This window comes from Promicromonospora sp. NPDC023987 (assembly GCF_040639055.1).
Classification (GTDB): Bacteria; Actinomycetota; Actinomycetes; order Actinomycetales; family Cellulomonadaceae; genus Promicromonospora.
On the sequence record NZ_JBEZZF010000057.1, the window covers coordinates 1 to 20,679 of the forward strand.

Consider the following 20,679-nt stretch of genomic DNA (forward strand, 5'->3'; position numbering starts at 1 on the left):
ACCCCTGTGGTCTCGGTGTCGAAGCCCAGCAGCGGCCTGTTGATCCAGGTCTCGTTCATGGTGTCCTCCCTGCTCGTCCGGGTTTCTCGACCACCGGTGCGCTCATGTCGTCAGATCCCGCGGGCGAACTGCGAGATCAGGGACGGGACCGCCGCGTCGAAACCCGCGACGTCGAGCATCCCCGGGTCGGACGGGTCCGCGATCGAGACCTCGGTGGCCGTCATGCCCACCACCACGAGCCGCGCCGGGATACCCGTGTACTCCCGGTACTGCCGCAGCGCCTGGTGCGGGTGGACGTCTCCGTGCCAGGTCTCGTTGTCGGTGTAGACCACGAACGTGTCGACCTCCAGACCGCGCTCGGCCGCGTACCGCATCGGCTGGGCGCAGTCCGTGCCGCCCATCGGCATCTCGTCGACCACGCGCAGGGCGTCGTCGAGCCGGCGCCGCGGCGAGATGCGCAGCGGCTTCAACGCCGACGACTGCCAGCCTCCGCCGCCCCCCGTCGTGAACCCGACCGCCGACGAGTCCGGCTCGGTCGCGAGCTGGACGAGCGCCAGTGCCGCCGATGCCTCGCGTGCCGTGAGCGGCATGCCGGCGATGGAGACGCCCATCGAGCCTGACACGTCCACAGCGAGCAACATCCGCTTCCCGGCCGGCTCGATGGCACCGAACGCCGCGTAGAACGCGGCATCCAGTGCGTCGACGATGCGCTGCGTCGGCTCCCACGAGCCGGCACCATGGGCCGACCGCCCCGACGCGTAGGTCCGCTGCGCCACCAGCACACTCACCGGGTGCACACGGGCACGGCGCAGCCGCTCCGCGTCCGCGAGCAGGCTCGCGACCTCATCAGTGCGTCCGCCGACGGCGGGCAGCAGCCCCAGCCGAGTGAGCCGCGGGAGCTGACGCAGCAGTGCCGTCGCGGGCATGCCGACGTCGAGCAGCGCGTCCCACACCGCTGGCTCCGCGAGCGCGGCGTCAGGAAGCATCTCCCAGGTCAGGCCCGCCTCGCGGACGAGCGCCGCCCAGGTCGCGGTGTCCGTGGCCTCCTGCCCCTTGAGGAACGCCTCGACCAGAGCGGGGGTGTGCTCGCCCGCCGCACCCCGGACGACCCAGTCGAACGTCGCGCGCAGAGCCGGGTCGGCCGTGACGGGGTGCGCCAGACGCAGCAGGTCCCGGTGCGACCAGCCCTCACGCTGCCGGTACTTGACCGCCTGGTAGGCGATGGCGTCGGCAGCCTTGGCCGTGTACCAGCCGCCGACCGCGCGGCGCAGCCCACGGCCCCAGCCGCGGAACTGCTCGACGTAGCCGGCGAACAGGAACAGGTGCGTGCCGGTGCGCGCTACCTGGGGCAGCGCGGCGAGCGCGAGCGCCGCGGACTCGGGGACCGACGCCGCGTACGCGAGCGCGAACAGAGCCGGGTTCTGCTTGGGCGCGGCGCCGCTCGTGGAGACGTGGACGATCGTGTCGACCAGCGTCGCCGGGTCTGCCACCGCCATCCGAGCCACGATCTCGGCGTTCTCGCGCGCAAGCGTCCCCGCCGCTGCGTAGTACGTGCCGCCGTCCACACCGAGCGTGAGGAAGCGGCGCAGGCGCGCTACGTCGTCGAGCACGAAGGTGTAGCCGCCGGCGGAGTTCGCCTCCTGGCGCGGGTCGGCGGGCTGGTTCTGGAGGGTCCGACGGCGGTTGATGGCGCGCAGGATGTCCATGGCGAAGCTCCTCTCGGGGTGGGTCGTTCCGGTGACGGGCAGAAGAGAGCGGTGGCGGGCGTGCCCACCACCGCTCCCGGGCATGGAAGCACGGGTGGGCGTTCTGTTTTCGAGTCAGGACCCTAGGTGGCTGGTCTCGGACTGACCAAGGCAATAACCAGGACCAGACCCATACGGCGCGAGACATCGCCGCCGCTTTTGCGAGCTACTGCCCGTACGGGTCCGTGAGCGTGAACGGGGTACGGGCTTCCTCCAGAGCAGCCTGCGGAAACTGCTCGCCCGCGACGTAGTAGCGGGCACGGGTGCGGCCGACCGGCTCCAGGACCCGCGCCGCCACGAGATCGCGCAGATCGCGCTGTGCCTGCTGAAGGCGCAGGTTCTCCGAGCGTTCGTACCGGCTGCGGCGCACCCGGCCCGAGAGCGCTACATCGTGCAGCGCGCTGACGACGCGGCCGCTGAGGCCCATGGAATCCACGAACGTGTCCAGCTGCTGGAGCACCCGGGTGGATCGTTCGAGCCGCAGCCGGACGGACTGGGTCTGTTGATGGGACGCCACGAGGTTGAACCTGACCCATTCGGAGACGTCCTGGTCGGGCAGATAGGTAGCCCCCCGAGCGCCGAGCTGGCGGTAGTACTCCCACGTGTTGCCCGGTCTGCCCAGCCAGGCCTCGATCGACGAGAACTCAGGGGCCAGAACACCTGACCGTGCCGTGACCAGCGTCTGCAGCGAGCGCGACATGCGACCGTTCCCGTCCGGCCACGGGTGGATGGAGACCAGGTGCAGGTGCGCCATCGCCGCCCGGACAACGGGGTGGGTGTCGTCATCGTCGTTGAGCCAGTCCACCAGCTCGGCCATGAGACCGGGCACCCCGTCCACCGAGGGCGCGGTGTAGACGGCGATGCTCGGGTCGCGGGTGTCGGTGACGTACACCGAGCCCTTGCGCCACTGTCCCGCTGGACGCAGCGGTGTGTGATGGTGCCCCTGGAGCATCCAGTGGAGCCCGTTGAGAAGACCCTTGCTGTAGCGGAAGTCCGGAGCGTCGTGCAGGGACTGGATGTAGGTCATCGTCCGCTGGTACGCGAGCGTCTCCTCGCGGTTCACCTCCGAGACGTCGACGTCGCGCTCACCGTCCATGAGGTCCTCGGCGTCGACGGTCGAGACCCGGAAGCCCTCGATCGAGTTCGAGGCCGCGACGGCATCGGCGGTCAGGAAGCGACGAAGGTCGTCGGTCCGCTTCGTGGGTGTCGACCGGACCTGCAGGCGCAGGTCGTCGCGCGCGCGATCGATGTCGGCGAGCACGCGCGCGTCGGCCGGCGACAGGTCTGGAGTCGGGAAGAGCATGTGGCCAGTCTGGTAATGACGCAATCATTGCGTCAATGCGTCAATGCGTCATTGCGGCGCTCAGTGCCGAACAGCCGCCAGCACCTCCTGCTCCTCTTCGCGGGTCAGGCCCGTGACCTCGGCGTCCGGTGTCGCCCTCAGCCACGCGAGGGTGTCGCGGGCGGTCTCGGCGAACGGCCGGATCATCAGGCCCGCCTGAAGCGACGGCGTGACGTCGTGCGCCATGAAGCCGGAGCCGACCAGGTCGGCGGCCCAGAACGGGATCGAGCGGGGGCCCGACCACGGGACGACCTCGTGCTCGGCGAGCACCTCCGGGGCCACGGGGACGAGCTCCGGGTCCGCCCCGGCACCGTCGGCCACCTGAGCAAGAAGCTCTGATCGAGGCACCGGCGGGCAGACGGCGTCGAAGTCTCCCGTGGTGCCCGCCTCCGCCGCCGTCACGATCCACTCCGCGAGGTCGCGGACGTCGACGAGCTGGACCGGGGCGTCCAGGGGCTCCGGAACCAGGACCGGCAGGCCGTCTCGCGCCGCCTCCGCGAACCGAGCCGGCCAGTAGGCGAACCGGCCGCTCGGGTCACCGGGCCCGACGATCAGGCCGGGCCGGATCACGAGTGCCTGCGAGGTACCGGCGCGGACCAGGGTCTCGCACGCCACCTTCATGGCGCCGTAGGTCTCGGGGCCGGACGCCGGATCGTCGTCGGTCTCGATCGGCTCGAGCAGGGCCAGCGTGGCGGGCGTACTGCCGACGGTGGCGGTGTCCGCGTAGACATTGACGGTCGACACGAACGTCCAGTGCGCGTCCGGGAAGGCCGCCACTGCCTTGCGCACGTGCGAGGGGATGCGGGAGACGTCGACGACGGCATCGAACTGCCTACCGGCGAGCTCCGACGGCACCGCCTCCGCACGGTCCCAGCGGACGAGCGAGGCGCCGTCCGGCACCGTGCCGCTCACGCCTCGGGCAGCGCACGTGACGTCGTGACCGTGGGCCAGCGCGGCCTGCGCCACCGCACGGGACAGGAAGACCGTTCCACCGAGAACCAGGATTCGCATGGCCCCACCGAACCGCATGCCGGCCGCGGGGACCATGCGAATCTGCTGGTGGCGAATCTCCGGCAGGCGTAGGCCCGATAAATGCTGGTCAGGGCCGACCGGCGCGTCTAGGGTCCTGGTCTGACAACAGAACACTGGAACGAGCACGGGTGGGCCGGAGACCGTCGGTTACCACTCTCCATGGGGAAACGCGGGTTCGAATCCCGTCGGCGCCTTCGGGCGACGTAGTTCAGCGGCCTAGAACGTCGACCCCGGCTGTCGTACACATGCCCACCTGTGCCTCGTAGAGCGGGCCGGAGCTTCTTCGGTTACCTGGTAGATGGCAGTGCGGGTTCGACCCCCGGCCCGGCAACGGGTTCTGCTCGGCGGCACAAGCCGCTGTTCCGGAGGGCACACACACGCCCGCTCGTCCACGTGACGAAAAAGGTGGCGGGCCTCAGCCCGCCACCTTTCTCATGTTCGGTCGGTGGCACAGCAGGGACCACGAGCTCACGACCCGCCACGGAGCGGGAAGCGTATTCCCACCCACGCGCCGAGGACATACCGTGGTCCCCGGGCACTCCCCACGAACGTTCCAGACCGGACAAGGAAGTCACCGGCCACTGGGCCGTGGGCGTTGCGCCGTTCCTCGAGATGTACCCGTGAAAGGACCTTCCATGCCTGAGACCCCCCGCTTCGTCCCCGGACCGCAGTACGACGGGTGGCTGACCGGCGTCGAGCAGATCGGCTACGGCGGCGACTACAACCCCGAGCAGTGGCCCGAGGAGGTCTGGGCGGAGGATGTCCGGCTGATGAAGGAGGCGGGCGTGAACCTCGTCAGCCTGGGCATCTTCAGCTGGGCGCTCCTGGAGCCGCGCGAGGGCGAGTTCGACTTCGCCTGGCTGGACCGGGTGATCGGCCTGCTCCACGACGGCGGCGTGCGGGTGCTGCTCGCCACGCCCACAGCGGCTCCGCCGGCGTGGCTGTACGCGGCCCACCCGGACGCCCGGGTGGTCGACCGGACCGGCACGCCGATGGGTCCCGGCGGGCGCGGCCTCATGGCCCCCACCGCGCCGGCGTACCGGGAGGCCGCGTTGCGCATCACCACCGAGCTGGCCGAGCGGTACGGCACGCACCCTGCCGTCGTGGGGTGGCACGTGCACAACGAGTACGGCGCGCCGGTCGCCCTGGACTACTCCGTCCACGCCCAGCGCGCGTTCCGCGAGTGGCTGCGCGCGCGGTACGGCTCGCTGGGCAGCCTGAACGCCGCCTGGGGCACCGCCTTCTGGGGCCAGCACTACGCGGACTGGGAGCACGTGCAGGTGCCGGCGGCGACCACCACCCCGGCCAACCCGGCCCAGCAGCTCGACTTCGCGCGGTTCTCCGACGCCGCCCTGCGCGCCTGCTTCGTCGCGGAGCGCGACGCCGTCCGCGAGCACTCCGCCGCGCCCGTCACCACGAACTTCATGGCGGCCAGCTGCCCTGCCACGGACCTGTTCGCGTGGGGCGCGGAGGTGGACATCGTCTCGAACGACCACTACCTGCAGGCCGCCGACCCGCGGGGGTACGTGAGCCTCGCGCTGGCCGCCGACCTGACCCGGTCGGTAGCCGGCGGCAAGCCGTGGCTCCTGCTGGAGCACTCGACGTCGGCGGTGAACTGGCAGCCCCGCAACGTCGCCAAGCGGCCGGGTGAGCTGGCCCGCAACTCGTTCTCGCACCTGGGCCGCGGCGCTGACGCGATCATGTTCTTCCAGTGGCGCGCCTCCCGCTCCGGCGCGGAGAAGTTCCACTCGGCGATGCTGCCCCACGCCGGCACCGGTTCCCGGGTGTGGCGCGAGGTGACCGAGCTGGGCGCGCACCTCGGCCGCCTGACTGAGCTGGCCGGCTCCCGGGTGCACGCGGACGTCGCCCTGCTGTGGGACTACGAGTCGTTCTGGGCGCAGGACCTGGAGTTCCGGCCGAGCCAGGACGCACGGCACCGCGAGCGCGTCGAGACCTACTACGACCGTCTCTGGCGCGACGGCCACACCGTCGACCTGGCGCGGCCGAGCCAGGACCTGTCGGGGTACAAGCTGGTCGTCGCGCCGGCGTCGTACCTGCTCACCGCTGACGACGCCGCAAACCTCACCGCCTACGTCGAGGGCGGCGGCACGCTGCTGGTCAGCTACTTCAGCGGCATCGTCGACGAGCACGACGCGGTGCACCCGGGCGGCTTCATGGCCCCGCTGCGCGAAGCGCTGGGCGTACGGGTCGAGGAGTTCCTGCCGCTGCGCGAGGACGACTCGCTCACCGTCTCGTACCGCGCGGGGGCGGCGTCCGCGGGCACTGCGAGCATGGACTCCACCGCGCTCACCGGCACGGTCTGGGCCGACGACCTCGTGCTCGACGGCGCGGAGCCCGTCGGCACCTACGCGGACGGCCCCAACCCGGGTGGCGCCGCCATCACGCGACACCGCCACGGCGCGGGCACCGGCTGGTACGTCTCGACGAGCCTGGACGTCGAGGCCCTGGCCACGGTCATGGCCGACGTGTACGCGGGCGCGGGCCTGCCACCGTCGGGCACCGTGGAGGGGCTGGAGGTGGTGCACCGCACCGGGGACGGCGGCACCTACACCGTGGCGATCAACCACACGGACGGCCCCGCGCCGCTCTCCCTCGGCTCGCCGGCCACCGATCTGCTCACGGGCGACTCCGTGCCGGACGGCGTCGAGGTGCCGGCAGGCGCCGTCCGGGTGCTGCGCACCACCAACCGCTGACGTCGAGAGACAATGTCCCCCATGACTGAACCGCAGTGGCTCGAAGCCTGGACCGCCGAGGACGGCGCGCGCCGGGTCGACGAGCTCTTCACCCGTTCGTTCGACGGCTCCCCCGAGGGTGTCTGGTCCGCCCCCGGCCGGGTCAACCTCATCGGCGAGCACACCGACTACAACGCCGGGCTCTGCCTCCCCACCGCACTGCCGCACCGCACCTACATCGCGCTGCGCCCGCGCGAGGACGACCAGGTCCGCCTGGTGTCGGCGCAGGCGGAGGGCGTGTGGGAGGCCCGCCTGTCCGACGTCACGCCCGGCGCGGTGCGCGGCTGGGGCGCCTACGTCGCCGGCGTCGCCTGGGCCCTGGCCGAGGCCGGCCACAAGATGGGCGGCTTCGACGCCGCTGTCGACTCGTGCGTGCCGTTCGGGGCCGGGCTGAGCTCGTCGGCGGCGCTGGAGGCCGCGGCGGCAGTGGCACTGGACGCGGTGGCGGGGCTCGGCCTCGCGGCGTCCGACGGCGGTCGCGCCGAGCTGGTCGAGGCCAGCCGGCGCGCGGAGAACGAGATCGCCGGTGCGCCGACGGGCGGTCTCGACCAGTCGGCATCACTGCGCTGCCGCGAGGGGTACGCGCTGCTGCTCGACTTCCGGCCGGGGCTGAACCCGCTGGAGTCCGGCGTGCCCGTGCCGTTCGACCTGGCCACGGCCGGCCTGACCCTGCTGGTCGTCGACACCAGGGCCGAGCACTCCCACGTGGACGGCGAGTACGGCGCCCGCCGCGCGGCCTGCGAGCAGGCCGCGAAGCTGCTCGGCCTGGACTCCCTCCGCGAGATCGCCCCGACCCTTGGCGGCATGGGCATCGACCGCGCGCTGGCCGAGCTCGAGCCGCACGACCCCGAGGGCGTCCTGCGCCGCCGGGTCCGGCACGTCGTGTCCGAGATCGACCGTACCGCCCGCTTCGCAGACCTGGTGCGGGAGGGCCGCGCGGCCGACGTCGGCCCGTTCATGCTGGCCTCGCACGCCTCCCTGCGTGACGACTACGAGGTGTCCTGCCGCGAGCTCGACCTCGTCGTCGACTCCGCCATGGCCGCGGGTGCGCTCGGCGCGCGCATGACCGGTGGCGGGTTCGGCGGCAGCGCCATCGCGCTGGTTCACCTGTCCGACGTCGACGCGGTCGCCCAGTCGGTCGCGGACGCGTTCGCGGACGCGGGCCTGACTGCTCCGGCGTTCCTGCTGGCCCCGCCGTCGGCCCCGGCGGCCTGACCGCCGGCATCCGGGTGCGGCCTCGCTGGTCGCGCGTGCCGGGACCCTGGTCCCGACACGCGCGTCCAGCCGCTTCGCCCGTAGTACCGCGTACTGCATAGTAGTGTGGCTAACGTGACAGCATCGCGTCCCCCCGAGGGTCACCTGCTGTGCGCAAAGTCTTGGCTTCACCCCGTATTTTCATCCCGGCCCAACCCGGACCTGCGCTAATGTCCGCCGGGCTGCCAGTCCGCAGACCCCAATGTCCCCGCCGCGAGGAGCCCACATGGGTGCCGTCCGCCAGTACGTCTTCCCCACCGCCCGGATCATCATCTGGGCGGTGATCGCCGCGGCGCTCGTCGCGCTCGCCCTCAAGGGAGCCGAGCTGGACCCGCCGGACGCGCTCCAGCCGACGGGCGAGATCTCCGAGTCGGTCATCGCCGTCGACAAGGGCTCCGTCACCAACGCGGTGACCGTGCCGGCCTCCGTCGTCTCCGACCCGCCCGTCGAGATCAAGGCCACCGCCGACGGCGTCATCGCCGAGATCGAGGTGGACGACGCGAAGGTCCGCAAGGACAGCCGCGTCCTGTGGATCAAGACCGAGGAGCTCGTCGAGCCGGTCGTCGAGGTCGACGAGAAGACCGGCGAGGAGACCGTCACCGAGCAGGAACCGAAGGTCACCTGGACCTCGGCCCTCGCGCCCGTCAGCGGCACCGTCGACATCACGGTGCTCAAGGACCAGGCGGTCACCGTTGGCGAGGCCATCGGCACCGTCTCCCCCGGCACGCTGTCGGTCTCGGGCACGCTCACCGCCGACCAGCAGTACCGGCTCGTCGGGGCGGCAGGGAAGGCCCAGGTGACGCTCAAGGGCGGCCCGGCACCGTTCACCTGCACCGGGCTCACCATCGGCGAGGCGCCTGGTGGCGCGGGCGGCGAAGGCGGCGGCGAGGCCATGGCGGAAGCGCCCACCGATGCCGCCACCGGCGCCGTCAGCTGCTCCATCCCGCGCAAGATCAAGGCATTCTCCGGCCTCGGCGGAGAGATCGAGATCACCAACGGCAACGCGAAGGACGTCGTGGTCGTCCCGATCAGCGCGGTGCTCGGCACCTCGCAGACCGGCAAGGTGTGGACGGTCGCCGAGGAGGGCGCGGAGCCGGAAGCCCGCGAGGTGACGCTGGGCCTGACCGACGGTCTGCAGGTGGAGATCACCAAGGGCTTGAAGCCGGGCGAGCAGATCCTCGAGTTCATCCCCGTCGACGACGGCACCGAGGGGGGCGTCGACTGCGCGGACATGACCGCCTACGACGAGGCCTCGATGAACGGCGACATGGAGACGATGCAGGCGTTCGAGGAGGAGTGCTTCGGATGACGGCCACCCCGCTCGTCGACCTGCAGGGCGTCACCCGGCACGTCGAGCTGCCGAACGGCAGCACCCTCGAGATCCTCCGCGGAGTCGACCTGACGGTCGGCCCGGGCGAGCACGTAGCGATCGTCGGCCGCTCCGGCACCGGCAAGTCCACGCTGCTGAACATCCTCGGTCTGCTCGACTCCCCCACCTCGGGCGAGTACCTGCTGGAGGGCGAGCCGGTCGGCCGCCTGCGGAGCCGGGCCCTGGCCCGCCGCCGGGGCGACGACTTCGGCTTCGTGTTCCAGCAGTTCAACCTGCTGCAGGGACGCACGGCGCTCGAGAACGTCGCAGCACCCCTCCTGTACGCGCGCGGCAAGCAGTTCTGGAACCGGACCAGGCTCGCCACGCAGTCCCTCACGCGCGTCGGCCTGGGCGAACGGCTCGACACCCGGCCGGAGAAGCTCTCCGGCGGTGAGCAGCAGCGCGTCGCCATCGCTCGTGCGCTCGTGCGCGGGCCGCGGGTCATCCTCGCCGACGAGCCGACGGGCGCCCTCGACGTCGAGACCGGCCAGGCCATCATGACCCTCCTGGACGACGCCGCGAGCGAGACCGGATCAGCGCTGGTCACCATCACGCACGACCTGGCGATCGCGGCTCGCGCCGACCGCCAGTTCCGGCTGGCCGACGGCGTCCTGGTCCCGATCCGCCTCGACGCACCCGCCGCGGTGGCCGAGAACGCGGCCGCCGCGACCATCGCCGTCGCCGAGACGGCGAGGCAGACCGCATGACCGGCGTCGTCGGCGCGATCCTCGAGGCCTGGGACGAGCTGCGGATCCACCGGGTGCGGGTGCTCCTCGCCCTGATCGGCGTCGCCTGCGCCGTCACCGCGATCACCGGCATCACCGCGGCCGTGACGATGGTCGGCCAAGCCATGCAGGAGGAGACCGAGCGCATGACCGGCCGGGACACCACCCTCCAGGCCTGGTCCATGGGCAGCGGGCAGATGTCGCCCGCCGAGGTCGACGCCGCGGTCGACGGGGTCGCCGAGCGGCACGACATCTCGTACCACTCCGTGCAGGCGACCGCCGACCTGAAGGTCCGTGGCGCCCAGGCCGGCGACTACGTCGAGTGGTCGGCCGTCGACGTCGACCACGGGACCATCACCCGCCAGGGCATGGAGGAAGGGCGCTGGTTCAGCGACGCCGATACCGAGCGGCTGGCTCCCGTCCTGGTGGTCAACCAGGCCTTCCTGGACGCGTACGCCGACGGCGCTCCCGCCACGGCGCACCCGACGGTGGTGATCGAGGGCGAGACGCCGGTCGCCGCCACCGTGATCGGCGAGATACCCGTGCAGTGGAACGACGAGGGGCCGCGTGCCCTGATGCTGTTCGACCAGGCGATGCACTGGTTCCCGGACCGGGTCATGGCCGACGCGTACCGGTTCTGGGTGCCACCGGAGCTCGCCGAGCAGTTCGCCGCGGTGCTGCCTCGTGACCTGGCGGCGGCGGGCGTGCTGTTCGACGTGCAGCCGCCGCAGGAGGACCCGCTGGTGATCGACCGCGTGCTGCAGTACCTCGTGCTCGGGGTGGGCGGGTTCGCGCTGCTGCTGGGTGGGCTCGGACTGCTGAACATCGCGCTCGTCACGGTGCGCTACCGGATCCGGGAGATCGGCATCCGCCGGTCGTTCGGGGCGACGAGCGGCCGCGTGTTCTTCGGCGTCCTCATGGAGTCGGTGGTCGCGACCACCGTCGCCGGAGTGGTCGGGGTGGTGGTCGCCGTGGCGATCATCAAGAACATCCCGATCGACCGCATCTTCGGCCGCCCGATCGACGACCTACCGGGCTTCCCCTTCGACGCCGCACTGGTGGGTATGGCCTGCGCCATCGGCATCGGTGCCCTGGCGGGCCTGATCCCGGCGATCTACGCGGTCCGCGTCAAGGTAATAGACGCGATCCGCTACTAGCTCGCCCCGCCACCGCCCCCGCCCCCGTTGAGTGCTGGATATTTGTGGCCTGAACGGCCTCAAGCCCGCAAATACCCAGCACTCAACGAGGCAAGGTCGTTAAAACTCGTAAGTGGCTACCAGCGGGGCGTGGTCGCTCCAGCGCTCGGCGTAGGTGGGCGCTCGGTCGACCTCGACCTTGCGGCACGCAGCCGCGAGGGCACGGTTGGCGAGCTGGTAGTCGATACGCCAGCCGGCGTCGTTGTCGTACGCCTTGCCGCGCCAGGACCACCACGTGTACGGGCCGGGCCCGTCGCCGGCGTGCGTGCGCCCGAGGTCGGTCCAGCCGAGCTCGTCGAGCCAGTGCGTCACGTACGCGCGCTCCTCGGGCAGGAAGCCGGCGCTCTTCAGGTTGCCCTTCCAGTTCTTGATGTCGACGTTCTGGTGGGCGATGTTGAGGTCGCCGGCGACGACGGCGGGTACCGGGGCCGTCGAGAGCTCCGCCAGACGGGCCGTGACCTTCTCCAGGTAGGTGTACTTGGCCACCATGGTGTGCTCCTGGCCCGGGTTGGTCGACCCGGAGTGGAGGTAGGCGGAGACGGCGGTGAGCGTGCCGCCACCGGGCAGCTCGACGTCGGCCTCGATCCAGCGGCCGGTGTCGGCGCCGGCCTCGACCGCGCCGTCGGTCCCGTAGGCCGCCAGACCCGTCCGCACCTCACCGAGCGGCAGCCGGGACGCCACGAGCACCCCGGCGCGTCCCTTGACCTCGCTCTCGGCATGCGCGACGTGCCAGCCGTCGAGCAGCTCACGGACGACCTTGTCGGGGGCACGCACCTCCTGCAGCAGGAGCACGTCGGGCGTACGGGTGGCGATCCAGGCCTCCATGCCGCGGCGGACTGCGGCTCGGATCCCGTTGACATTGGCGGTGGCGACGATCAGGGGCACCGGGGAAGCCTAACGGCCACCTCTGACAGCGCCCGCCGTCCCCGCCCCCGTCACGCCCCGTCGTGGGCTGCCTGCAGCGCCGCGACGTCGATCTTGCCCATCTTGAGCATCGCGTTCATCGTGGCGATCTGCGCGGGCGTCGAGTACGTGCCGGAGAGCTGTTCGAGCTCCTGGGGGATCACCTGCCAGGACACCCCGTACTTGTCCTTGAGCCAACCGCAGGCGCCGGGCTCGCCGCCGTCGGCGGTCAGGAGGTCCCAGTAGTGGTCGACCTCCTCCTGCCCCTCGACGGACAGGTAGAACGAGAACGACTCGTTCAGCATGACGTGCGGCCCTGCGTTCAGCCCGGTGACGGGCAGTCCGCACACCGTGAACTCCACGACGAAGTCCGCGCCCGGCTCGGCACCCGGCGCGTCCTCCGGCGCCTTCACGACGTTGTCCACGGACGAGCCGGGGATGTGCTCGGCGTAGAACGCGGCGGCCTCACCGGCCTTGTTGTTGGCGAACCAGAGATGCGCTCGAACAGTGACCATCGTGTCCTCCTGAGTTGGTCGAGGGCACCATCGGCCCCCGTCCCCCAGTTCGACTCGGTCAGCGAGGAAATCTCATCGCACGACGGGCCAGCTGTCAGATGACCATGCAGCTGCTGCCAAGATCCGGAGCTCCTTGGCAGCAATTGCATGGTCAACCACAGTCCGGCGGCTGACGTCAGTGCGTAAGCACTCCGCCGTGCGGCATCTCCCACGCCTCAGCGAGGCGCGACGGCCGGACGGCGGACCCGTCGCCGAAGAACTCACAGAACTTCATGATCAGCGGGTCCCAGCCGACGGGGTCCACGTAGTGCGTGTCCGGGATGACCAGCTCCTCGGCGACGTGGCTGCGCAGCACGCGGACCTGGAAGACCGCCGCCCCGGATCCCGGCGAGCCGAGCGGAGCCTCCTGGACCAGTGCGCATTCGAGCTGCACCGGGCACTCGGCCACACGCGGTGCCTCGACCATGTCGGACACCTGCTCCGTGAGTCCTGCCAGGGCAAATTTGTCCCGGACGAACTCGTACCCCATCGCCGCCTTCCGCTGCGACACGTCAGGCTTCCCGGTGGTGAGCGCCAGCCGGTCCACGACGTCGACCATGCCGGACGGGACGAGGTTCAGTACGCACTCTCGTTCGCGGTGCAGGTTCGCGGCTGTCTGGGCGGAGTCGCCCAGGCCCAGCACGCAGTGGTCGTTGAGCCACCACGCGGACGAGATGGGCGCGAGATTGGCCGACCCGTCGGAATTTCGTGTCGAGATGAGCACCACCGGCGTGCCGAAGTACATGACCTTGAGGTCGATCGTCCTGTGCATGCACCAAGCCTGGCGCCGACTCGCGTGCGGATCTGGCGGTAAACGGCCGTCGCGTGCCGGATCGTCTCGGGCGTCGGTCCGGCTCGTCACCGGGTCGGACCGTCACCGGGTGGGCCACGCGTTCAGACCAGTCACGTGTTCCTCAACGCCCGTGTCAGCGCGAGCACCGGTTCGTCGTCGAGGACGATCGTCGAGCCCGGCGGGACGGAGACACCGTCGACGCTCACCCCGGCGCCGTCGGGCACATAACCGCGCCGCACGTAGAGCCGCTGGGCGCGGCCGTAGGCGGCGTAGAGCCCGACGCGACGTCTACTGACTCTCGTTCACCATGTAGATGCTGCCAAGAACGGCCCAATCTTGGCAGCAGGTGCATGGTGAACGAGAGTCAGTAGACATCAGCCCGCGAGCGCCCGCTCCGCCGACTCCACGACGTTCGCCAGCAGCATCGCGCGCGTCATGGGGCCGACGCCGCCCGGGTTCGGCGACACCCAGCCCGCGACCTCGGCCGCCTCGGGCGACACGTCGCCGACGACGCGCGACTTGCCCGTCTCCGGGTCGGTCTCGCGCGAGACGCCGACGTCGATCAGCACCGCGCCCGGCTTCACCATGTCGCCGGAGACGATGCCCTTGACGCCCGCGGCGGCCACGACGACGTCGGCCCGCCTGACCAGGCCGGCGAGATCGGTGGTGCCCGTGTGCGTGAGCGTGACCGTCGCGTTCACGGCGCGCCGCGTGAGCAGCAGGCCGATCGGGCGGCCCACGGTGACACCGCGGCCAAGGACCACGATCTCCTTGCCGGCGAGCTTGATGCCGTGCCGCTCCACCAGCTCGATGATGCCGCGCGGGGTGCAGGGCAGCGAGGAGGTGACCTCCTCGTTGACCCGCAGCACGAGGCGCCCCAGGTTGGTGGGGTGCAGGCCGTCGGCGTCCTTGTCGGGGTCGACGAGCTCGAGCACCCGGTTGGTGTCGATGCCCTTCGGCAGCGGCAGCTGGACGATGTACCCGGTGCAGTCCGGGTCCTCGTTCAGCCGGCGCACCGCTGCCTCGATGTCGTCCTGCGTGGCGTCCGCCGGGAGGTCCTCCCGGATCGACGCGATGCCGACCTCGGCGCAGTCGCGGTGCTTGCCCGCGACGTACCACTGCGACCCGGGGTCCTCGCCGACCAGGAGCGTGCCGAGCCCGGGCACGACGCCGCGCTCACGGAGCGCGGTCACCCGCTCCTTCAGCTCCGCCTTGATGGCGCCGGCGGTCGCTTTCCCGTCGAGAATCTGTGCACTCATGCGTACCTTCCTCGGTGAGTGCTGGGTATCTGCGCTCTGAAGCCGTTCAGCCCGACAGATACCCAGCACTCAACGGAATTGTCAGAGGCCCGGGTAGAGCGGGAACTTGGCCGTCAGCGCCGCCACCCGGGTTGAGAGAGCGTCCACGTCCGTGCCCGCGCCGTCCTTCAGGGCCGTCGCGATGATGTCGGCGACCTCGGTGAACTCGGCGTCGCCGAACCCGCGCGTGGCGAGCGCCGGCGTACCGATCCGCAGGCCCGAGGTGACGCGCGGCGGACGCGGGTCGAACGGGACGGCGTTGCGGTTGACGGTGATCCCGGCGTCGTGCAGGAGGTCCTCTGCCTGCTGGCCGTCGAGGTTCGAGTTCCGCAGGTCCACGAGCACCAGGTGCACGTCGGTGCCGCCGGTGAGGACGGATGCGCCGGCCGCCGCCACGTCGGGCTGGGAGAGGCGCTCCGCGATGATCGAGGCGCCCCGCAGCGTGCGCTCCTGGCGGTCCTTGAACGCGTCGGTCCCCGCGATCTTGAACGAGACGGCCTTGGCGGCGATCACGTGCATGAGCGGGCCGCCCTGCTGGCCCGGGAACACGGCGGAGTTGATCTTCTTGGCGTACTCCTCCTTGGAGAGGATGAAGCCGGAGCGCGGCCCGCCGATCGTCTTGTGCACGGTCGAGGAGACGACGTCAGCGTGCGGCACCGGGGAGGGGTGCAGCCCCGCCGCGACGAGCCCGGCGAAGTGCGCCATGTCGACCCACAGCTTGGCGCCCACCTCGTCGGCGACCTCACGGAACGCGGCGAAGTCGAGCTGACGCGGGTAGGCGGACCAGCCGGCGATGATGACGTCGGGGCGGTGCTCGAGCGCCTTCTTTCGGACCTCGTCCATCTCGATGCGGTAGGTCTGCGGGTCCACACCGTACGAGCCGACGTCGTACAGCTTGCCGCTGAAGTTGATCTTCATGCCGTGCGTGAGGTGGCCGCCGTGGGCCAGCTCGAGGCCGAGGATCTTGTCACCGGCGTTGATCAGGGCGTGCAGCACCGCGGCGTTGGCCTGCGCACCCGAGTGCGGCTGGACGTTGACGTGCTCGGCGCCGAACAGGTCCTTGGCGCGGGCGATCGCGAGGTTCTCCGCGATGTCCACCTGCTCGCAGCCACCGTAGTAACGGCGACCCGGGTAGCCCTCGGCGTACTTGTTGGTCAGGACCGAACCCTGGGCCTCCAGGACGGCGCGCGGCACGAAGTTCTCGGACGCGATCATCTCGAGTGTGTCGCGCTGGCGGGCCAGCTCTCCGTCCAGGACGGCGGCGATCTCGGGGTCGAGCTCGGCGAGCGGGGTGGCGAGCGGGTCGGGAGTCGATGCGCTCATAGCTCCTCGATTCATGCGGGACGGGGATAGTCGGACGGCGGTGGAAGGCACACGCACCGCGACAGTCCTGCCCGGGCGCACACCTAGCACGAGGTGACCCAGGGCCCAGGCGAACGACCCGTCGTCAGCATGACTCGTCGCTCCCCGGTGGTGATCCACCTGACGCCAGTCGCGACCCGAAGATCGTAGCAGCGGCGGTAGGAACCCGTGCCCGGCGACCGCCCGAGGACTCCGCCGGCGACCGTGAGGCCCGTGATCACAACGAAAGTACCTGAGACCCTTTCGCGATTCACCCGTACGTCGCTATGGTGCCGCCCATGCCCTACCCCGTGTCACCGGACGCAGGTGTCCCGGAACACCAGCCAGACCGTACCGCCTCCGGCCAGTTCCAGCCGGGCGGACAGCCGCAGCCAGGTCCCTTCCGTACGAACCAGCCCTCCCCCGGGCCGGCCCCCGCCGGCCGCCCGCAGTCCGGCCAGTTCGCCACCCGTTCCCAGTCCCGCCAGCTGCCGCCCGACACCGGGCGGCACGCAGCGGATCATGCCAGGAACGACGACGGCGGCGGCCGGCGCAAGACCGGCGGCCGACGGGACTGGATCTGGTCCGTCGTCGCGTTCCTGGTCGCCGCAGGCGTCATCGGAGCCGTCGGCATCTACTTCTTCGGGCCTGACGCCTCCGAGGAGAGCACCGCGATCTGGGCGGTCGACGCGTGTGCGGGACCCGACCCGTCGGCCGAGGACACCGGCGCCGCTACCGACACCTACCGCCCCCTGGCGTGCGACGACGCGGCGGCCACCGTCACGGTCCTCGACATCCAGGACGCCGTGTCGGTGGGCCAGGCGCACTGCCCGACCGGCACCGACGTCGTCTTTCAGAAGGACGGCCAGGCGGGCGGCGTGACCCAGGCCGTGTGCGCCCGCAACCTCTCGGACGACCACCCCGGTGATCCAGGGATGGGCGGCGGCCAGCTCGTGACCGGCGACTGCGTGACCGAGGAGGGCCGCGAGGCGAAGTGCGGGTCGAAGGGCACGCGCGAGGTGGTCGGCCTCACGATCGGCGGCAGCAAGTGCCCGGACGGGACCGCCGACCGGATCGAGCTGGGCTTCGACGCACAGCGCAGCTACGAGACGATCTGCCTCGCCAAGTAGGAGATGGCACGGTGGGTGACGCCTCCAAGCCTGACCTGCACCGTCATCTTTCGCTCATCCGGCCGAAACCAGCGGTCACCACACATTGGCTAGATTCGCAGCATGACTCGTCTCCGGCAGACTGTCTTCGAGCGCAACGTCCCGGCCCGGGCCGTCGTCGACCACGCCCTCGGCGCGGCGCGCCACGCGGTGTTCTGGCTGGACGACGTGGCGGAGCGGGCCGGCGGTCCCCCGCTGTCGGCGCCGGTCCGGGCCGACATCGCGGTGGTCGGCGGCGGGTACACCGGCCTGTGGTCGGCGCTGCGCGCGAAGCAGCGGCACCCCGGTGCACGGGTGGTGCTGGTCGAGGGCCGTTCGGTGGGGTGGGCGGCGTCCGGACGCAACGGCGGGTTCTGCGGCACGCGCCTCACGCACGGCGACGGCGGCGGCCGCCCGCCCGACGATCCCGCGATCCTGGCGCGCCTCGGCCAGGAGAATCTCGCGGCCATCGGCTCAGCGGTGCGCGACCTGGACCTGGACTGCCAGTGGGAACGCACCGGCGTGATCGACCTCGCGATCGAGCCGCACCAGATCGACTGGCTGCAGGACGCCGCCGCGCGGGCCACCCGCACCGGCGTCACGCACACGTTCCTGGACCGCGCGAAGCTGCGCGCCGAGATCGCGAGCCCCACCTATGAGGCGGGCCTCCTCCGGCCCGACGACGCCGCGCTGGTGCACCCGGCGCGCCTGGCCACCGAGCTGGCACGGATCGCGACGGAGCTCGGCGTGGAGATCTTCCAGCAGACCCGGGTGACCGGCCTGACCCTCGCGGGCCGCGGTGCGCGGGACGCCGTCGTCCTGCGTACGACGTCGCCCGTCGGCGAGGCGGCCGTGCTGGCCGACCGTGTGCTCCTCGGGACCAGCGCGTTCCCGCCCCTGTTGCGGCGCTACCGGCGTCACACCGTGCACGCCCGCGACCACGTGATCGCGACGGAGCCCCTGTCCGCCGAGCTGCTGGGCGCGATCGGCTGGCACGGGCGGCAGGGCCTCGTCGACCTGGCGAACCGGTCCCACTACTACCGGTTGACCGGCGACCACCGCATAGTCTTCGGCGGGCCCGACGCCGGACCCCCCTCCGGCGGACCGGTGCGCCGGGCGGCCGAGGAGCGGCCGGAGCCGTACCGCCGGCTCGCCGAGCACCTGCTGACGACCTTCCCGCAGCTCGAGGGCATCCGGCTGACCCACCGGTGGTCCGGGGTGGTCGACGTGGCGACCCGGCCCGGTGCGTTCTTCGGCCAGGCGGCCGGCGGTCGGGTGCAGCACGCAGCGGGCCTCGCGGGCCGCGGCGTCGCCGGGAGCCACTTCGCCGCGCAGGTCATGCTGGACCGCCTCGACGCCCGCGACGGCTCCCCCGCCACCGAGCGCACGGCGCTGGCACTGGTCCGGCGGACGCCGCTGCCGTTCCCGCCGGAGCCGATAGCGACGCTCGGCATCCGGGCCACCCGCCGGGCGCTCGACCAGGCAGATCACCAGGGCGGGCGACGCAACCCGCTGCTCCGGTCGCTCGACGCACTTGGCCTGGGCCTCGATACCTGATTGGCTGCTCGGACCGTCCGACGTCGAAGGAGCACACAGTGGCCACGCCTCCGGTCCCCGAGAACATCGCCCAGATCCTCCAGCGGCCGAACCCCGCCGTCATGGCCACGGTCCGACCCGACGGCGCGCCCGTCTCGGTCGCCACCTGGTACCTGTACGACGACGGCCGCGTGCTGCTCAACCTCGACGGCACCCGCAAGCGCCTGGACCACCTGCGGGCCGACCCGCGGGTCTCCCTCACGGTGCTCGACGGCGACAGCTGGTACCGCCACATCAGCCTCCGCGGCCGCGTGACGATCACGCCCGACAAGGACCTCGCCGGCATCGACCGGCTCTCCACGCAGTACACGGGCAACCAGTACCCGGACCGCGTCAGCCCGCGGTTCGACGCGTGGATGGAGATCGAGTCCTTCCACGCCTGGGGCTACTGACCTCAGCCGTCCTGCGGCACGCTCTGCGCGCCCGCTGCGCCGAGCACCCGGCGCAGGTAGGTGTACGTCAGGTCGCCGGCCGCCTTGTCGTACTGCTCCTCGTAGCCGTGCTTCGTGTACATCGCGAGGTTCTGCTTGGAGTCCTTGCCGGTGAAGACCCAGATCTCCTTGGTCTGCTCCGGCAGGTACGGGAGCACGGCGAAGAGCATCTCGGTGCCGATGCCGCGGGCCTGCTTGTCCGGGGCCACGGCGAGCCGGCCGAGCGTCGCCTTCTCGTCCTCGATCTCGACGCGCACCGAACCGATCATCCGGTGGCCCTCCCACGCGCCGATCGTCACCACGTCGTCGCGTGCCAGGTCGTCGCGGAGCTCCGCGAGCGTCTGGGTCAGCGGCGGGATGTGCGGGTCGTCGTACAGCTGGGCCTCGGTCACGAACGCGGCGCGCCGCAGCGTGAGAAGCTCGCCCGCATGGTCGTCCTCGACCAGCGCGATCGTCGTGGTGGAGTTGCTCATAGGGCCATGGTGTCAGAGGTCCCGCGCCCGGGTCGACGCCGGCTCGTGGTGCGGACGGTGCGTGTCGGTGGCCCCGGCTAGATTGCGGCCATGGGGAATCAAGGAGCCCAGCAGCGGACAGCAGCCGGGGAGCACATCGAGGTGCGGCCCGCCGTCGGGCGGTACGACGACTTCTACGAGGTGGTGGGGGTCAAGAAGCCCGGCGGCAAGGGCTGCTGGTGCATGAACTACCGCGATAGCCGTGTCCCGGTGGAGGAGCGTCCCGGCTACATGCAGGACCTCTGCAAGACCGATCCCGGGCCCGGGGTGCTCGTCTATGTGGACGACGTCGTGGCCGGCTGGTGCTCGATAGCGCCCCGGTCCAGCTACCGCCGGCTCATAAACACCCGCAGCATCCCCTTCGTCGACGACCGGGACGCGTGGGTGGCGGTCTGCTTCGTCATCCGGGCCGGGTATCGCAAGCGCGGCCTCATGCATCACCTGCTCGCCGGGGCCGTGGAGCACGCCCGGGCGCACGGCGCCGAGGTGGTCGAGGGCTATCCGGCCGACGTCGGCCCTGATCGCGTCGACACGACCAGCGGATATGTCGGGACCGTGCGCATGTTCGAGGCCGCGGGCTTCCACCGCGCGGCGGAGACCGCCGGCGTGAGCGGTGGTCGACGGCGCTGGGTGATGCGGCGCGAGCTCGCGCCCCGGGAGGGGCCTGCCGCCGTGGCGGGTTAGCCT

Annotated in this window: 19 protein-coding genes and 1 riboswitch; of the genes, 9 read left to right on the forward strand and 10 right to left on the reverse strand. The window is 71.3% G+C overall.

The genetic code is table 11. The features are described from left to right. Positions 1 to 110: 110 nt before the first annotated feature. The 3 genes from AB0F40_RS20920 to AB0F40_RS20930 all read right to left on the reverse strand — a co-directional run bounded on the left by AB0F40_RS20920 (position 111) and on the right by AB0F40_RS20930 (position 4,098). Positions 111 to 1,706, reverse strand: coding sequence for a TROVE domain-containing protein (locus AB0F40_RS20920; protein ID WP_357471993.1), 1,596 nt, complete (start codon positions 1,704 to 1,706; stop codon positions 111 to 113). Positions 1,707 to 1,911: 205 nt separating this feature from the next. Then, positions 1,912 to 3,048, reverse strand: coding sequence for a Fic family protein (locus AB0F40_RS20925; RefSeq protein ID WP_357471995.1), 1,137 nt, complete (start codon positions 3,046 to 3,048; stop codon positions 1,912 to 1,914). Positions 3,049 to 3,108: 60 nt separating this feature from the next. Next, on the reverse strand, positions 3,109 to 4,098 hold the full coding sequence (locus AB0F40_RS20930; protein WP_357471998.1) for an NAD-dependent epimerase/dehydratase family protein: 990 nt from the start codon (positions 4,096 to 4,098) through the stop codon (positions 3,109 to 3,111). Positions 4,099 to 4,754: 656 nt separating this feature from the next. Here AB0F40_RS20930 and AB0F40_RS20935 point away from each other — a divergent pair. The 5 genes from AB0F40_RS20935 (at position 4,755) to AB0F40_RS20955 (ending at position 11,377) form a co-directional block, all read left to right on the forward strand. Beyond that, positions 4,755 to 6,833 (forward strand): beta-galactosidase, encoded by a 2,079-nt coding sequence (locus AB0F40_RS20935; protein ID WP_357472001.1) that lies wholly within the window; start codon positions 4,755 to 4,757, stop codon positions 6,831 to 6,833. 21 nt (positions 6,834 to 6,854) lie between these two features. After that, a complete protein-coding gene (gene galK, locus AB0F40_RS20940) occupies positions 6,855 to 8,087 on the forward strand; it encodes a galactokinase (RefSeq protein WP_357472004.1) in 1,233 nt (410 codons plus the stop codon). A gap of 265 nt (positions 8,088 to 8,352) precedes the next feature. After that, positions 8,353 to 9,435 (forward strand): secretion protein HlyD, encoded by a 1,083-nt coding sequence (locus AB0F40_RS20945; protein WP_357472007.1) that lies wholly within the window; start codon positions 8,353 to 8,355, stop codon positions 9,433 to 9,435. Further along, complete coding sequence (locus AB0F40_RS20950; RefSeq protein ID WP_357472010.1) at positions 9,432 to 10,202, forward strand: ABC transporter ATP-binding protein; 771 nt, start codon at positions 9,432 to 9,434, stop codon at positions 10,200 to 10,202. Before AB0F40_RS20945 ends, AB0F40_RS20950 begins: the two co-directional genes overlap by 4 nt. After that, positions 10,199 to 11,377 (forward strand): ABC transporter permease, encoded by a 1,179-nt coding sequence (locus AB0F40_RS20955; protein ID WP_357472013.1) that lies wholly within the window; start codon positions 10,199 to 10,201, stop codon positions 11,375 to 11,377. The genes AB0F40_RS20950 and AB0F40_RS20955 overlap by 4 nt, the downstream gene beginning before the upstream one ends. A gap of 99 nt (positions 11,378 to 11,476) precedes the next feature. Here AB0F40_RS20955 and AB0F40_RS20960 read toward each other — a convergent pair whose 3' ends face one another. The 6 genes from AB0F40_RS20960 to glyA all read right to left on the reverse strand — a co-directional run bounded on the left by AB0F40_RS20960 (position 11,477) and on the right by glyA (position 16,287). Then, positions 11,477 to 12,301 (reverse strand): exodeoxyribonuclease III, encoded by an 825-nt coding sequence (locus tag AB0F40_RS20960; RefSeq protein WP_357472016.1) that lies wholly within the window; start codon positions 12,299 to 12,301, stop codon positions 11,477 to 11,479. 50 nt (positions 12,302 to 12,351) lie between these two features. Further along, positions 12,352 to 12,834, reverse strand: a complete 483-nt coding sequence (locus tag AB0F40_RS20965; RefSeq protein WP_357472019.1) for a VOC family protein — start codon at positions 12,832 to 12,834, stop codon at positions 12,352 to 12,354. Positions 12,835 to 13,009: 175 nt separating this feature from the next. After that, on the reverse strand, positions 13,010 to 13,645 hold the full coding sequence (locus AB0F40_RS20970) for a flavin reductase family protein (protein WP_357472022.1): 636 nt from the start codon (positions 13,643 to 13,645) through the stop codon (positions 13,010 to 13,012). Positions 13,646 to 13,776: 131 nt separating this feature from the next. Then, positions 13,777 to 13,905: a hypothetical protein gene (locus AB0F40_RS20975; protein ID WP_357472025.1), complete on the reverse strand. Its 129-nt coding sequence runs from the start codon at positions 13,903 to 13,905 to the stop codon at positions 13,777 to 13,779. A gap of 135 nt (positions 13,906 to 14,040) precedes the next feature. After that, complete coding sequence (locus tag AB0F40_RS20980; RefSeq protein ID WP_357472029.1) at positions 14,041 to 14,925, reverse strand: bifunctional methylenetetrahydrofolate dehydrogenase/methenyltetrahydrofolate cyclohydrolase; 885 nt, start codon at positions 14,923 to 14,925, stop codon at positions 14,041 to 14,043. A gap of 81 nt (positions 14,926 to 15,006) precedes the next feature. Then, on the reverse strand, positions 15,007 to 16,287 hold the full coding sequence (gene glyA, locus AB0F40_RS20985) for a serine hydroxymethyltransferase (protein ID WP_357472032.1): 1,281 nt from the start codon (positions 16,285 to 16,287) through the stop codon (positions 15,007 to 15,009). 96 nt (positions 16,288 to 16,383) lie between these two features. Next, a riboswitch (ZMP/ZTP riboswitch) is annotated at positions 16,384 to 16,470 on the reverse strand. Positions 16,471 to 16,604: 134 nt separating this feature from the next. On the opposite strand from glyA, the gene AB0F40_RS20990 reads away from it, so the two are divergent. From AB0F40_RS20990 to AB0F40_RS21000, 3 genes are all read left to right on the forward strand, one after another. After that, a complete protein-coding gene (locus tag AB0F40_RS20990; RefSeq protein ID WP_357472035.1) occupies positions 16,605 to 17,435 on the forward strand; it encodes a hypothetical protein in 831 nt (276 codons plus the stop codon). 102 nt (positions 17,436 to 17,537) lie between these two features. Continuing rightward, entirely contained in the window at positions 17,538 to 19,010 is a 1,473-nt protein-coding gene (locus AB0F40_RS20995) for an FAD-dependent oxidoreductase (RefSeq protein WP_357472038.1), read from the forward strand. A 38-nt stretch (positions 19,011 to 19,048) separates the two neighbouring features. Next, entirely contained in the window at positions 19,049 to 19,441 is a 393-nt protein-coding gene (locus AB0F40_RS21000) for a PPOX class F420-dependent oxidoreductase (RefSeq protein ID WP_357472041.1), read from the forward strand. 2 nt (positions 19,442 to 19,443) lie between these two features. Here the strand turns inward: AB0F40_RS21000 and AB0F40_RS21005 are convergent, their stop codons facing one another. Then, positions 19,444 to 19,953, reverse strand: coding sequence for a GNAT family N-acetyltransferase (locus AB0F40_RS21005; RefSeq protein ID WP_357472043.1), 510 nt, complete (start codon positions 19,951 to 19,953; stop codon positions 19,444 to 19,446). 90 nt (positions 19,954 to 20,043) lie between these two features. On the opposite strand from AB0F40_RS21005, the gene AB0F40_RS21010 reads away from it, so the two are divergent. Further along, a complete protein-coding gene (locus tag AB0F40_RS21010) occupies positions 20,044 to 20,676 on the forward strand; it encodes a GNAT family N-acetyltransferase (RefSeq protein ID WP_357472046.1) in 633 nt (210 codons plus the stop codon). The last annotated feature ends 3 nt before the right edge of the window (positions 20,677 to 20,679 follow it).